Below are 14543 nucleotides of genomic sequence, written 5' to 3' on the forward strand. Positions count from 1 at the left end.
GAACTATTTATTTAAAAGAGCATCAATAACTGCAATGGCTCTTTTGGAACCACCACACTCTAAAAAACTTTCATTCAGTTTTCGAATGCCATGTTTATACTTTTCATTTGAAAGAACGTCTGTTACCGCCTTTTTTAAAGTTTGCACATTAACATGCTCTTTCAATAATCTATGTGCTGCCTCAAGCTCAGTTAATCTTTGCGCTATCATAGGTTGATCTTTATCATGCGGTATTATCACAAATGGGACATTATAATGGATTGCATCGTGCACACTATTCATTCCACCATGTGTAATAAAAACATCTGCTTCACTTAATATTTCTGATTGAGGTACGTAAGGGGTTATAATAAAGTTGTCTGGCGCTTGCTTAATTTTTGAAATATCATTTCTATCACCAATCGCCATTACTACAATCCCTTCGAAATTTGAAAAAGCATCAATACAAGTATTAAAAAATGGTTCGAGCCCTTCGAGAAGTGTTCCCATTGAAATATAAATAACTTTCTTTTTTGAAAGCAATTCAAGTGGAAACTTTACATTTGTTTTGCGCTTTATAATACTCGGTCCAATAAAAACATTGTTTTCTCCGAACGAATCGCTATTAGGTTGAAAATAACGACTTGTATACACGAGACTAATATCTCCCTTATTATGCATAAATTGAAGATTATTTTTGGGCTTTACTCTAAATTCATGTTCCATTTGATACAGTAACTTTTCAGAGAGTTCATCGGGTTGGAATTGTATTTCTGCATTTGGATGAAAAGGCAAGGTTTCCAATAGTACTGGTGGAATTAAAAATATAGGAGAGGAAACTATGCCTGGAACTTGTAAATATTCCTTTACTAACTCTCCAGCACCAAATATATCATAAACTACGAAATCAAAATTAATGCTTTTACATAATCGTTTCGTAATTTCTAATATGTATAAAGAAGTTTGAACATGTACATGAAAGAAAGATTTTAATCCATATGAAGTTTCATTATCAATAGAAATCTCCTTTAATAAATCCGGATGAGTATGTACAATGGCTCCCAAAACTTCAAGCCTTTCCTTAAAGCTTTCCGTTGTAATATAGTGTACGTTATCACCTCTTTCAGTAAAGGCCTTTACTAAACTTAATGTAGGATTTACATGTCCCTCTGCAGGGAAATTAACTATTAAAATATTCATCACTTATTTCTCACTCCTTACAATTCAATGTTCTTATTAATCGTACTGTTATTATTACAAGCAATCTTCCCTTAATAGTCCCAATATACTTACTACTTTAGGTTGATAAATAATTATCAGACATTGAAAAAGGCATCTACATAAAATGTAGATGCCTAACTGTGATAAGGAGTGTTCTGTGAGGTTAGGATAAGCTTTTCTGCTTGTCCTATGCTATCAATATATGATTTATTTTATAAAACGTGCATATCTAATAGAATTATTTTAACCATTTTATTTGATCAAATGGATAATATACCATTTTCACTTTACCTATTATATTTGACTCATCAATTAGTCCAAGCGTATTCCTACTATCTTTACTATGATTTCGATTATCACCTAACACAAATAATTTATGCGTGGGAACTTTCATTTCTCTACAGTTTGAAAAACGATTTGATACTTGTGACATATCTAACTGTATATACGACTCATCACGCTTTTTACCGTTAATATATACCTCATCGTCTCTTAATTGTATGTTATTCCCCGGTAATCCAATAATTCGTTTCACGTAGTATGTAGGCGAGTCTTCTTTTTTTATTATTACAACATCACCATGATGAAAAGAAGAAAAATAGATGCTAGCCTTATTAACTAGTATGCGATTATTCTCATTCAAAGTAGGTTGCATCGAAATTCCTTCTACCATACAAAATAAAAATAACTTATTAATAAAAATAATTCCTATTATAATTAAAATATAGCTACATATTTTTCTCCAATCTTTTAGAATCAATTGCTTCATATATACCTCATTTCTAATCTATTCGTATGTAAAAAACGTCTCTAGTTCATATAATTGCTAGAGACGTTTCGTATATTTTAATTCTCTTTAGAGTCATCTATTTTTGGTGCTTCGCCAGTTAATCGCTTATTTTTTAAATCAAAATAAGCATCTAAAACATCTTTTCCAATATCAGAGTTAATACCTGATTTATCATTTATAACCCATGGCACAACAACAGAAAACGCTACTTCTGGATCATCATATGGCGCATATCCTGCTAATGTTAAATTATAGCATTCTCTACGATCGCCTTTCTCATTTCTCCCAATATCACTTTCTCCACCGTATACAGTCTGTGCAGTTCCTGTTTTTCCAGCTGGTTTATAGGGTGCTTTTTGGAACGCCTTTACTCCCGTTCCATCCCCTTCTTGGAATACTTTCCTAAAGCCTTCTTTTACTTGATTGATATATTCTTCTTTCATATCAATTCTATTTAAAACAACGGGTTCTATTGATTGTACTACTTTACCGACCTCATCTTTTTGAACGGTTTGTTCTCTAATTTCTTGAAGAATTTGTGGTTTCATACGATACCCGCCATTTGCAATAGTTGAAATATATTGTGCAAGCTGAAGTGGTGTATACGTATCATACTGACCAATGGAAAAGTCTAATAAGAAACCTGGCTGATTATCTTTTCTCCCAATTTGCCCCGCTGTTTCATTCGGTAAATCAATGCCTGTTGGAACACCTAAACCAAATTGTCTGAAATAATATCTCATCTTATCAAAGTATTCTTGTTTAATATCTAGTGAACTGTTCTTTACATAATCCACACCAGCAATTTTTAATGCTGTATTAAACATATAAACGTTAGAAGAAACTTGTAAAGCTCTTAGATCATCAATATTCCCGAAATCTTTCCAAGACTTTTTCTCCTTAGTTCCTTTAAACTTCATAGGCGCATCATAAAAGTAAGTACCTGGTGTTATAGCTTTCGTTTCGAAACCAGTCAATATTGTCGCACCTTTAACAGTTGATCCAAGCTCATATGAACTTGTCAGCGTACCTAAAGCGTAATCTTCTACTTCCATTTTTCCGTCTTTTTCTACAAGTCTTTTCCCAGCCATCGATAATACTTGGCCGTTTTTCGGATTCATCATTACAACGAAAGCACGGTCTAACATTGATTCTGAACCTTTATATGCCTTTAATATTTTTTCTATACTCTCTTCGACTTTTTTCTGTAATTCCATATCTATTGTTAAAGTTAAATTCTTGCCGCTTTTCCCTTCTGAAACTGTTTCCGTTCTAATCGTATTACCTTGTTTATCAGCAAGACTTCTTACTTCTTTCTTCGTACCATGAAGTACATCTTCATATTGTTGTTCGATGTAACTTTTCCCGACCCGATCATTCCGGCTATAATCACGCACTAAATAATAATCTAATCGTTCACGTGGTAATCCTTCATCAGCATTCGAAACATTTCCAAGGACTGAACGGAATAAGCCATCGTTTACATAGAGCCTTTCCCAATCAACTGATGCATCTACACCTGGGAGATTTGCTAAATTTTCACTAATCATAGTATATTCCTTTTCACTAACATCTTTTTTAATAATTTGAGGTGCCATTTGATAACCTGAAGTCATTTTACTTTTAATAGCTAACACTTCTATATCTTTTGCTGTTAATTCTTGAAGATTTTTATCTGTAATGCGCTTTCTTTTTAACTCTTCTATTTTTTTGTCTAGCTCTTTTCCGTTAATATCCTTTTCTCTAAACTTATCTATTTCTTTTTTTGATACTAAGTTTTGAGTAAGTTTTGGGTTTAATTGCATCCAAAAATCTTTCTTATCAGTCTCGGTTAACTTATCAATATCTTCTTGCGGCATTTCAATTATTGCTGCAAGTTGTCTTGCGGTTTTTAACATTTCTTCCGCTTTTACACCTTTCACCTTTGTATATGTAATCGTACGTAAAGACTTATTGTCAACAACTGGATTACCTTCACGGTCATAAATTTTGCCGCGTGGTACTGTAAGATTAACAGTTGCATTCTCTCTTTTTTCTACTTCGTTTTTATATGTTTCTCCATCGAAGATTTGCACTTTACCTAACTGGATTATAATTCCAGAAAATAATAAAAATACACAAAAGAATAAAATATTTAACCGTATTGGTATCGGCCGACCGTTCTTCTTTTTTTGCTTTTTCACCTTGTTATAATCTCCTCCCTACATCACTTTCGTTTCATTACTTACTATATGTAGTCTCCATATAGTAAGTAATATTATTTTTTAAACATTACGTTGTATGAATATTAATATAATGTTTAAAACTTAATAGAAATTTAAGCAATGGTAAAGAAAAGGTAAAGTTTACTAAATAAAATTTAAAAATACGCAATAACAAAGGGCTTAGTTTTCACTAAGCCCTTTGTTATTGCGTATTTAATTATTTACGAGTTATATAGAGCGTATTGTTACGGATCTATCTTCACTCTTTGATATGGACGGTTCATTTTGAAATTTTGGTAAGTAAATTGTTACAGTTGTCCCAACACCAACATCACTCATAATACTAATAGTCCCATGGTGACTTTCAATGATTTTATAACTTAGCATCAATCCGATTCCTGTTCCTTTTTCTTTCGTACTATAAAAAGGTTCACCCAATCTCTTAATTCTTTCTTCTGGTATCCCTATTCCTTCGTCTACTACATCTATTATGATACCGCCTTCATTCATTTCTTTAATATGAATTGAAATCTTCCCACCATCTGGCATCGCTTCAATTGAATTTTGCAAAATATTAATAAATACTTGTTTTAATTGATTTTCAGAGCATTCAATAATCATCTCTTTGGAATCTGTAAATAACTCAACTTGAATGTTTGTCATAATTGCTTTTGTGTTAATTAACGACACAACATTTTTAAATATTTGACAAATATTTTTCTTCTCAGTAGGGATTTCATCTGTTTTAGCAATCGACAAAAATTCCTGAAGGATTGCTTCAATTCTCTCGATTTCAGAAAGCATAAGATTAAAATATTTTTCTTGATCCTCTTTGTTAATTTGGAATAATTGTATAAATCCTTTTATTACAGTTAAAGGGTTCCTCACTTCATGTGCTACTCCAGCTGCTAATTGACCAATAGCTGCAAGTGTATCTGATTTATTTAGCAAGTCTTCTGTCTTTTTCCGCTCTGTGATATCGCGTACAATGATCATAATTTTATCTTGTAATAATGGTAAACATCTAGCTTCAAAGAAATCAATACTTCCATTAATTGTTAGAAGATATTCTACAATTACATTCTTTCCTTCTTCTTTCAATTGGCGAATTGCTTCTTGAAATTGCTGTGCTACTGGAGATGGTAATATTTCGTAAAACTTTTTTCCCATAAAAGCTTCTGCGGGTACGTAAAATTTTGTAGGAGATCCTGCTTTATAATCTATAATTGTCCCATCGTCTTCTGTTAAAAAACATAAATCTGGTAAAGCTTTAAAAATTAATTCTAATTCAGACGTTTGTTGTTTTAATTGCCCTTCTATCGCTTTTAAATGTGTAATATCTACCCCAACAGCCCAGTAACTAAATCCTGTTACAGGAAACTGCTCAGATATATTGGACCACATTATCGTTTTAATTTCACCATTTTTACATGTTAAACTCATTTCCCAATCTCTAAAATTTTTTCCACGAGTCAAAAATTTATTTTGTATTTGATGGCGATAATTATGGTCAGGATACAGTAATTGAAGAGCGTTTGGATTCCCAATTATTTCTTCAGCAGTATAACCTGTTACAATCTCGCATTCTCGATTCCACAAAACAAAATCTCCATTATAGTCAAGCGCATCAACCATAACAGGCATGTTTTGTAAGATTGTATGTAGTTCTTCCTCTTTTCGAGAAAGTAACGATGTATTTTTACTTTGAACTGCTTTTTTCACCCCAGCTATAATGAGGTTAGAAAGCATTTCAAAATATTTTTGGCAATTGAAAATTTCGCTTCGTTTGGACCATACAACAAAAGATCCTAAATATTGATTGTATAAGAAAAGGGGGATTTCGATTTTGGGAAGTTTACATACTTTCATTTCATTAATTCCAAATGAAAATATACATTCGTTTTCAGCATCAAGAAGTTGATGTGATATGTTGGTTAATTTATAAAATTGTTCTGCCATGGTTTCTATTGTACTCACATCAATAAGTTCCATTAGCCGCGCATTCATTCCTTTTCCACCTCGATATGTAAAATTTATACAAATTCAAAATTCATACTTCTTCATTATACGAAGAAAGTGCTCCTAGGTATATAGCTATAGAATAATTATTCGAACAAATTCTATTTTTCAATTAAAAACAGAAAATAATATGGGAGTGTTACGCGCTGCTAGCAGCAGTATAAAAATACAATAAACATATAGTTCACAAATTTTTCACAACTTTCATGAAAAATATAAACATTTATTCCAATATATTCTATATAATGAGGTGTAATAAGGCTTCTATGAATCACATAGAATACCTTACCCCTAATAAAAAGAAAAAAGAATCTATTTGGATTCTTTTTTCTTTTTTTATTACATTACATATTTATATAAAGCATGTGCGACACCATGTTCTTCATTTGTTAACGTTTCGTATTGACACATCACTTTTATTTCTTCAACTGCATTTCCCATTGCAATTGATATATTTGCTTTCTCCATCATAGAAACATCGTTTAAGCCATCACCTATTGCTACAGTGTTTTCAACTGGAATATTAAGATGTTCTGCTAAAGTATATAATCCATTTCCTTTTTGAGCATCTCGATGATTAATCTCTAAATTATGCCAATAGGAAGATGTAATAGCTAAATCTGTATTATGCAGAAACGTTTCTTTTAATTTTTTTAATTTCTCTATGTCATAAGAAAACGGTAAAAGTTTATGCACATGTATATCCATTTCTACAATTGGTTTACAACTTTCTGTACTATGAAATGCTGTATGCTCAAGGTATAATGCAGCAATCGTTTCTAACTCTTTCAAATCGAAATTTTCTTTTGCATTCCTCACATACTCGATTTCATTACGTACACTCTCTACTCCATAATCCGGTACATACACACCTTTATTAGTATAAAGCTGATAATACAAGCCATTCTCTTCAAGATATTCTACAATCTCAAGTGCCTGCATATTTTGAATTGGATATCTCTTCATCATTTTTTTATCTTTATATATAAGTGCACCATTTTCCGCGATAATCGGACACTCCAAATCAACTTCTAACAATAGTCGTTCAATATCCACAATAGAACGTCCTGTACAAATTGCTACAACATGGCCCACTTCCTGACATTTTCGAATTGCTTCTGCATTCTCTTTACTAATCATTTTATTCCCCGAAAGAAGAGTTCCATCTAAATCAATTGCGATTAATTTCATTATTTCTTCACCACTTTCTATAAATACACGAGTTCATAATAAACAAAAGGTATCGTTTTCATACTGATCTCATGAAGTACTCCTTATTTATAATTTATGAAAAGCGTTTCAGGTCAAGAAATAATTAAAAATAAAATCAAAAGCTTTTCTCTTTAAAGAAAAGCTTTTGATTTTAAACTATGAACTATAACTAATATATTTTGTCTCACACATATACACATTCTTTTCTTCAGTTGGGACATATACTTTAAACTTTTCTAAACGTTTTCCGTAAATATGAATCGTGACAACGCTTTCGCATTCAGCTATTTTAAGAATATGACAATCAGCTGGTGGAATGACTTTATCTGTTTCTCCTTCTCCCAAATAAAGATTTCCTGTATGGGTTAAATAAACAAGTGAATTTTCAAGCTGCTTAGTTTGTATAAAGTTCTGCACCATTATCCTTCCTGAAAAAACGCCTTCTACTCCCCATGTACCATCATGATCATGTAAAGGTGTAGATTGTCCATCTTTCCATACAAGAGCTAATACTTCAAATCGCTTTAAAGGATCTTCATATAACAAGTGTCGTGCATATTGAGCCGAATTCGCCTTCTGTTTTTCTAGCGGAAGCCATGTTTTTTTTTCTAAAAGTTCTTCTAGTAATTTTTCAATCGCACAAACAATTTGATCTTCTAATAAATTACTATCAATTAAATCCGTTACAGCTTTAATAAATGTTTGAAACGTTTTACTTCCATTACACGTTAACATAAGTATCCTCCTCCACTCTTCTTTCACACACTTCCATACTAAATAGACCACTAAAAATTTACAATTGAGAAATAAAAAAACAAGGTACAGTAATTTTGTACCTTGCTGAACGTTTTACCTAGTTTTCAAAAGAATAGGTAAGTATTTTAATGTTTGTTCATTTTCTAATATACATTTTTCTAAATTGAACGATGGAGATAACTCTATTTTTTCAAAGGCATTTATAAAGGTAGTTAATGCAATCTCAGCTTCTAAACGTGCAAGTGGCGCCCCTAAGCAAAAATGAGGACCTTTACCAAAGGTTAAATGCTTTTCATTTCCTATTCTGTGTAAATTAAATTTAGAAGCTTGTAAGAACTTTTTCTCATCTAAATTTGCTGCACTAACCCACGCAACAATCATTTGATCCTTTTTCATAAAAGGTCCAAATATATTTGTGTCCGCTGTAATCCTCCTAGCTAATGTAATGGGAAAGCGATAGCGTAAAACTTCCTCAATCGCTTTTGAAATTAACGTAGGTTCTTTTCTTAACTCTTCATATATTCCAGGTGAATCTACTAAAAAGCAATAAAAGCTGTTAATAATTAAATTTGTAGTTGTTTCATTACCTGCCGCTAATAAACCTAAAGAAAAAGTAACTATTTCTTCATCGGTTAATCTTTCGCCTTCATATTCAGCTCGTATTAAATCTGAAATAATATCGTCGGTTAAATGATATCTTTTCTCTTGGACAATTGGAAGAAGGTATGTTTTAAATTCATTTAACGCAATTCCTTTTTCTACATCCAAATCGTTAAATTTTTCTTTACTATACGGTATAAATAAAATATCAGACCATTCTTTAATTTTTTTACGATCCGTTGTTGGTACTCCTAATAAATCGGATATGACGGTAACAGGTAAAGCTACAGCAAACTCTTCAATGATATTAACCTCACTATATTTTCTGATATGTTGTACAAGTTCATTTGCGATAGCCTGTATTCGAGGTTTCCATTGTTCTAAACTTCTTGGAGTAAATGCTTTAGAAACAATAGAACGTACATTGCGATGTTCTGGTGGATCAGTAGAATTTATATTTATTCTAGTTTCTAAAGGTGGGATTGCGAATTGTCTTCGTTCCCTTCTACTGGAAAATAAGCGATAATCCGATAAAACTCGATTTACATCATCGTATAAAAAAACATTCCATACATCCTGCTCCTCATCATAATGAACCGGATGGTTATCCCTCATAAATTCATACCACTCATACGGATTCCACAATTCTTCTTTTGTTTTCAGCTTTGAAATTTCATGAACTAAAATCACATTTTCAGGCGAAGCCATAGTTCTTTCCTCCCTTTTCTTTTACAATAAAAGTGATAGGTCGGTAGTTCAAAGTTGTATAATCTAACATATGTTATTTTAACATATGTTAAAGGAGATTTTTCATTGGAGAACTTGAGAAATATATAAGGGGGATTTTTATGTACGTTGACATTTTATTACTAGCAGAATTAACGACTGGACCAAAACATGGATATGAAATAAAGAAAAATGTTCAAAATCGGTTAGGTGAGAATTTCGAATTAAATCATAATACACTGTATCCCGCTCTTCGCCGCTTCGAAAATATGGGTGCTATAACGAAAAAAATACATAAACAAGTCGGAAAGCCAAACCGAAATATGTACGACATAACTGAAACAGGAGAAGAAATTTTTTCTGAAATGTTAAGAGAGTTTCCCGAAAAGATTGCGACAAATAACGCTGAGTTCCTTGTGCGTATCGCGCTATTTGAAAAACTTGATTACGAAGCTAGAAAAGAAATTTTAACAATACGCCAAGACGTACTACATAAACAACTTACTGCTATTCAATCTTTACATGTTAGCTCATCTTTTATTACAGAAGTCATTGAATTTAGTAAATCACGTATTGAACATGAATTGCTCTGGATTGCATCACTTATGAAGAAAATATGAAAAAATAAAAAGAAAAGTTAAAAACAATGAATGAAAATGAGATTTATTATCAATACTATTATTAATAAAAGGGCAACCACGATTTGGCTACCCTTCAAAAATTTATACTTCTGGATCAAAAGTTTTGCAATCTGTTTCTTCAGTTGTAGATGCATGTTTACCTTTATGACTTACTACATAAATTGCATCTGCACTACATTTATTGCCGTTAGCCCAAAATTTACAGTTGTTTACTTCACATAAAACGTCTTGTGCCATAGTATCACACCTCCTTGTTCTATTATCATTAACAAAATTCGGAGGTATGATACTCTTTGTCATGCATTTTTTATTACCTTTTTAACTTTCTTAATGGTTCAATATCTCCTTGTACAATAGCATCTATATTTTCGGTTATTTTTTCAATGTCAAAATGCCACCATTGAATTTGCAATAATTCTTCTATTATTGTATTTGTGAATCGTTCCTTTATTTTATTTGCAGGATTTCCGCCAACAATTGTATATGGTACGACATCTCTAGTCACAACAGATTTAGCTGCAATGATTGCACCATCCCCTATTTTTATTCCGGGCATAATAGTTGTATCCATACCAATCCAAACGTCATTTCCTATAACTGTATCACCTTTGTAAGGTAAATCAGACAAACTAGGTGTATACTTCTCCCACCCATTTCCAAATATATTAAATGGATATGCCGAAAATCCATCCATCCGGTGATTCGCTCCGTTCATAATAAAGGTAACTCCATTTGCAATACAACAAAACTTTCCAATGGTAAGCCGATCTCCAATAAATTCATAATGATATAATACTCGATCTTCAAATGTTTCTCCATCTTTCGCATCATAATAAGAATAGTCACCAACAAATATATTAGATTTCGTTATTGTATTTTTTATAAAATGAACGTTTTGATTTCCTTCAATAGGGTATTTAACATTTGGATTAGGATTCATGTTGCACAGCACTTCCTTTACCATTCATTTCACTTTCTACTGCTATTACTGGCTTTAAATTGTATATAGGCAAAATAAACAATAATCCAATAACAAATAGTAGAGCCGTCCCCTCATACATCGTACCTAATGAAAACATCTCCTTTAATGAACCAGCTATACTCATCGTTACTACCATTGAACCGGTGAATAGTGGACTTAAAATGCCATTTACTCTACCAATAAAATCCGTATCACTATTTTGTATAATAAGTGTATTTATCCCTATTTGAATACAAGGTAGGGCTAAACCACTGAAAAGTTGTGCTGTAAGTGTCACCCATAAATTTGTAGAGTAGCCTATAATAGCAATTCCAATTGCCTGACCAAGCATACCTACAATTAACATTTTTTGCGGAGCAACGTTTTTCGCAAATACCATCGCTAGAGCTCCGCCAACAATCATCCCCGCACCATTTACTGTTAGTAACCATTGTAAACTCTCTTTTGATAACCCTAACTGCTCAGTCACAATAAAGATGCCTAGTGGCTGAATTAAACCTATACCTAGTCCTGCTGCCATAAAACAAAACCCTAGCAAAGTTAATGCTTTTTTCTTTTTTACATATTTAATACCATCCAGCATTTCCTGTAACAGCGTAATTTCTTTCTTCTCATTATCATTCTCAAGATCTTTCGGAAGAAATAACAACACAGCTGCTGCAAGTAAAAAAGCGATACCTGTTATGATGATTGAAATATAAATTCCAAAACTATGAAAAATAAATGTTCCAAGAATCGGTCCTAACACCATAAAAATCGCAAATATTGTTTGATATATAGACATCGCTAATTGAATTTGTTCCGTTGATAAATGCTGTTTAAACAACTTCATACCAGATGGTTGAGAAAACTGCGAAAGGATTGCAGAAATAAGCGTCACAAAAAACACGATTTTCCACGTTCCAAACATAAGAGTAATTAATACAGCGAATACGGAAATAGAACTTAACGTCTCACACCATATCATTGTCTTCTTTGGCTTCCACCTATCTGCAAAGGTCCCACCAATAAAGGAGAAGATAAAAATCGGCGCAAATTCGGCAACTGAAATCATCGAAATTGCAAAAGCATCACCTTTCGTCATTTCCATAACATAAAGTAATACCGCAAAGTTCCGAACCCAAATCCCAATTTGTAAAAATAATGCTGATGCTAGAATTCCTTGCACAAATCGATTTTTTAATACTTGTGATACCCCATGATTTTGTTTCGTTTCTGAAGTCGTCGACATAAAAAAGCCTCCTATTTCGTGTTCTGAATAAGAGGCAGCACAAATCATATGAAAAGACTATATATTCGCAGTGCGAAATACACCCCTTTTCTATACATGCACATACTAATCCTATTCAGAAGAATATTTCGTTTTTTAACGAAGATCTCTTACAAATAGAATTAGTTGATCATTGGGATGTTTTCACCCTTCCGTTTCGAATTTAAATAACACATACATACTCTATGTGAATCATTTGTCGTGTATGCATGTCTCAATATAACTATTCTAAAAAGACAATGGTAATTCCTCTAAAGAACGCATTAAGTAATTTCCTTGCCAGTTAATTTTTTCACGCTCACCTTTTATTTGTAACGAAGGCAATCGCTTTAACAAAGTAGTAATAGCAATCTTTGCTTCTAACCTAGCAAGTGGAGCCCCTAAACAGAAATGACTTCCATGACCAAAGGCAATGTGGCGGTTATTCTCCCTTGTAATATCGAATGCTTCTGGGTTTTCAAATACTGATTCATCACGGTTTGCTGAAGCTAATGAAATAATAACCATGTCTCCTTTTTGGATTGTTTGATCGTGAATTTGAAACGGCTCAGCCGCCCATCTTGCAGTTGTAATCTCAACTGGAGAATAATAACGCAATCCTTCTTCAATTGCAGAATCAATTAATTTTGGATTATCTTTTAATAACTGTAATTGATTTGGATTTTCAAGAAGTGCTAATACCGTATTTGTAATTAAATTCACCGTTGTTTCGTGTCCAGCTACGATAAGTAACATAATCATTGAATATAGTTCCGGGGCACTAAGTTTATGTCCCTCACTTTCAGCAAGTATTAAAGCACTCACCAAATCCTCTTTAGGATCTTGTCGTTTTACATCAACTAAATATTGAAGATATGTAATAAATTCAGATAGTTTCTTTTCAGTATCTTTTATTTCTTCAGGTGTTACTGGGGAGGCAATGACAGCATGAGACCAAATTCTAAATTTTGCTTGATCCTCTTTTGGAATGCCAAGCATATCACTTATTACAATGATTGGTAATGGGAATGAATAATCATCCACAAGATTTAATGTACCTTTTCGCTCTATCTCACTTATTAAATCATCCGCTATTCTCTGAATTCTTCCGTCTAATTGTGTAATCATCTTCGGTGTAAAAGCTTTTTGAACTAAAGATCGTAAACGACTGTGATTAGGTGGATCTGAATTTAACATGTGCGTTGTTAAATGATCACTATTGTCAACAGAAAGATACATGTTCTTTGTATCTTGAGAAAACACATTTGCCATATCTTTTTTTAAACGATTATCTTTTAAAAGTGGCAGAGCATCTTCATATCTTGTAATGAGCCATTCTTTACCGATTTCAACTTCATTTACAAATAATATAGGTTGCATTTTTCGTGACTCTTTATAAATTTCATATGCATCTTCTTTAAACTGAGCAGAAGCTAAATTAATGCCATCTTCTATTTTTCGGCCAACCTTATTTTTAATTGACATTACATTCCCTCACTCTCAATTATTTTTAAAAATCAACCCAATATTTGAATTATACTTCAATAAGAACTGAAAAATTGTAAATTTTCAATTAAAATCTTACTTCTAATATTGAAAAATAAAAAAGTGAGAGAGTAAAATCATTCTACCCTCTCACTTCCCATTATGCAAAGCACATAAAATTACTAATTTGTTGATATCGATAACTTACTTTACGGCGGCGACCAGCTTGCCAAGTGTAGCCGGATACCCCACTTCTTCTTACTTCTGTCGGAAAAAACCATAAGTCTCTTCCGAAAGGTCCAGGACGATGCAAACGTAAATAGCCCCATCTTCCAAGGCAGTTACACATCCATGATTTCATATTCCCTGCTTGTGCTGGAGAAGCAAATGTGGATGGTAAAGACGGAGCTTGTGACGGTGGTGGTGACGTTGGAGCATCTTCCGCATCATCTGGTCTATAATCTTCTAGTTCAACCTCTCTAACTTCGATATCAGGTTCATATCCGTATTGTTGTGGATTATAATACATCGTTTGATCATATGGATAATTTTGTTCGTTATACATATTAACAAATCACCTTCTTTTCATTCATTACCTTTAACATTCATATGTGATATGACACCTATCGGAAGCTTATGTATAGCCCAAATTAAACTAAAAAAATAAAGCTCGTATCTT

At 32.6% G+C, this 14543-nt stretch carries 13 protein-coding genes; 1 reads left to right on the forward strand and 12 read right to left on the reverse strand.

Translation table 11 applies throughout. The features are described 5' to 3' along the window. Window positions 1–3: 3 nt before the first annotated feature. From FT637_RS11260 to FT637_RS11290, 7 genes are all read right to left on the reverse strand, one after another. Complete coding sequence (locus tag FT637_RS11260; protein ID WP_193646367.1) at window positions 4–1182, reverse strand: macrolide family glycosyltransferase; 1179 nt, start codon at window positions 1180–1182, stop codon at window positions 4–6. A 256-nt stretch (window positions 1183–1438) separates the two neighbouring features. Further along, window positions 1439–1969, reverse strand: coding sequence for a signal peptidase I (gene lepB / locus FT637_RS11265; RefSeq protein WP_107886837.1), 531 nt, complete (start codon window positions 1967–1969; stop codon window positions 1439–1441). Between the two features lie 77 nt (window positions 1970–2046). Then, a complete protein-coding gene (locus FT637_RS11270) occupies window positions 2047–4173 on the reverse strand; it encodes a peptidoglycan D,D-transpeptidase FtsI family protein (RefSeq protein WP_193646368.1) in 2127 nt (708 codons plus the stop codon). A gap of 249 nt (window positions 4174–4422) precedes the next feature. Continuing rightward, window positions 4423–6201, reverse strand: a complete 1779-nt coding sequence (locus FT637_RS11275) for an ATP-binding protein (protein WP_193646369.1) — start codon at window positions 6199–6201, stop codon at window positions 4423–4425. Between the two features lie 351 nt (window positions 6202–6552). After that, window positions 6553–7404, reverse strand: coding sequence for a Cof-type HAD-IIB family hydrolase (locus FT637_RS11280; protein ID WP_016105007.1), 852 nt, complete (start codon window positions 7402–7404; stop codon window positions 6553–6555). A 177-nt stretch (window positions 7405–7581) separates the two neighbouring features. Next, window positions 7582–8160: a cysteine dioxygenase family protein gene (locus tag FT637_RS11285; RefSeq protein WP_002136626.1), complete on the reverse strand. Its 579-nt coding sequence runs from the start codon at window positions 8158–8160 to the stop codon at window positions 7582–7584. 114 nt (window positions 8161–8274) lie between these two features. Further along, on the reverse strand, window positions 8275–9489 hold the full coding sequence (locus FT637_RS11290; RefSeq protein WP_193646370.1) for a cytochrome P450: 1215 nt from the start codon (window positions 9487–9489) through the stop codon (window positions 8275–8277). Between the two features lie 140 nt (window positions 9490–9629). On the opposite strand from FT637_RS11290, the gene FT637_RS11295 reads away from it, so the two are divergent. After that, window positions 9630–10127, forward strand: a complete 498-nt coding sequence (locus tag FT637_RS11295; protein WP_088033681.1) for a PadR family transcriptional regulator — start codon at window positions 9630–9632, stop codon at window positions 10125–10127. A 102-nt stretch (window positions 10128–10229) separates the two neighbouring features. On the opposite strand, the gene FT637_RS11300 is transcribed toward FT637_RS11295, so the two are convergent. The 5 genes from FT637_RS11300 to FT637_RS11320 all read right to left on the reverse strand — a co-directional run bounded on the left by FT637_RS11300 (window position 10230) and on the right by FT637_RS11320 (window position 14429). After that, complete coding sequence (locus FT637_RS11300; RefSeq protein WP_000046089.1) at window positions 10230–10385, reverse strand: DUF1540 domain-containing protein; 156 nt, start codon at window positions 10383–10385, stop codon at window positions 10230–10232. Between the two features lie 73 nt (window positions 10386–10458). Next, the gene (locus tag FT637_RS11305) at window positions 10459–11088 is read right to left on the reverse strand and encodes a Vat family streptogramin A O-acetyltransferase (protein WP_002127653.1); all 630 of its coding nucleotides are present in this window, start codon (window positions 11086–11088) and stop codon (window positions 10459–10461) included. Further along, window positions 11078–12361: an MFS transporter gene (locus FT637_RS11310; RefSeq protein ID WP_193646371.1), complete on the reverse strand. Its 1284-nt coding sequence runs from the start codon at window positions 12359–12361 to the stop codon at window positions 11078–11080. Before FT637_RS11310 ends, FT637_RS11305 begins: the two co-directional genes overlap by 11 nt. Window positions 12362–12628: 267 nt before the next feature. Further along, window positions 12629–13864, reverse strand: coding sequence for a cytochrome P450 family protein (locus FT637_RS11315; RefSeq protein ID WP_193646372.1), 1236 nt, complete (start codon window positions 13862–13864; stop codon window positions 12629–12631). A gap of 160 nt (window positions 13865–14024) precedes the next feature. Then, the gene (locus tag FT637_RS11320; RefSeq protein ID WP_002127656.1) at window positions 14025–14429 is read right to left on the reverse strand and encodes a hypothetical protein; all 405 of its coding nucleotides are present in this window, start codon (window positions 14427–14429) and stop codon (window positions 14025–14027) included. Window positions 14430–14543 lie beyond the last annotated feature (114 nt).

Source organism: Bacillus cereus (assembly GCF_015071065.1).
GTDB classification, from domain to species: domain Bacteria; phylum Bacillota; class Bacilli; order Bacillales; family Bacillaceae_G; genus Bacillus_A; species Bacillus_A cereus_BA.

What these genes read in the sequence shown, in the direction of transcription:
- FT637_RS11315 (WP_193646372.1), bottom strand. Translation starts at nt 13,864, where the DNA reads ATGTCAATTAAAAATAAGGTTGGCCGAAAAATAGAAGATGGCATTAAT.
- FT637_RS11275 (WP_193646369.1), bottom strand. Translation starts at nt 6,201, where the DNA reads ATGAATGCGCGGCTAATGGAACTTATTGATGTGAGTACAATAGAAACC.
- FT637_RS11285 (WP_002136626.1), bottom strand. Translation starts at nt 8,160, where the DNA reads ATGTTAACGTGTAATGGAAGTAAAACGTTTCAAACATTTATTAAAGCT.
- lepB (WP_107886837.1), bottom strand. Translation starts at nt 1,969, where the DNA reads ATGAAGCAATTGATTCTAAAAGATTGGAGAAAAATATGTAGCTATATT.
- FT637_RS11280 (WP_016105007.1), bottom strand. Translation starts at nt 7,404, where the DNA reads ATGAAATTAATCGCAATTGATTTAGATGGAACTCTTCTTTCGGGGAAT.
- FT637_RS11310 (WP_193646371.1), bottom strand. Translation starts at nt 12,361, where the DNA reads ATGTCGACGACTTCAGAAACGAAACAAAATCATGGGGTATCACAAGTA.
- FT637_RS11320 (WP_002127656.1), bottom strand. Translation starts at nt 14,429, where the DNA reads ATGTATAACGAACAAAATTATCCATATGATCAAACGATGTATTATAAT.
- FT637_RS11295 (WP_088033681.1), top strand. Translation starts at nt 9,630, where the DNA reads ATGTACGTTGACATTTTATTACTAGCAGAATTAACGACTGGACCAAAA.
- FT637_RS11290 (WP_193646370.1), bottom strand. Translation starts at nt 9,489, where the DNA reads ATGGCTTCGCCTGAAAATGTGATTTTAGTTCATGAAATTTCAAAGCTG.
- FT637_RS11305 (WP_002127653.1), bottom strand. Translation starts at nt 11,088, where the DNA reads ATGAATCCTAATCCAAATGTTAAATACCCTATTGAAGGAAATCAAAAC.
- FT637_RS11300 (WP_000046089.1), bottom strand. Translation starts at nt 10,385, where the DNA reads ATGGCACAAGACGTTTTATGTGAAGTAAACAACTGTAAATTTTGGGCT.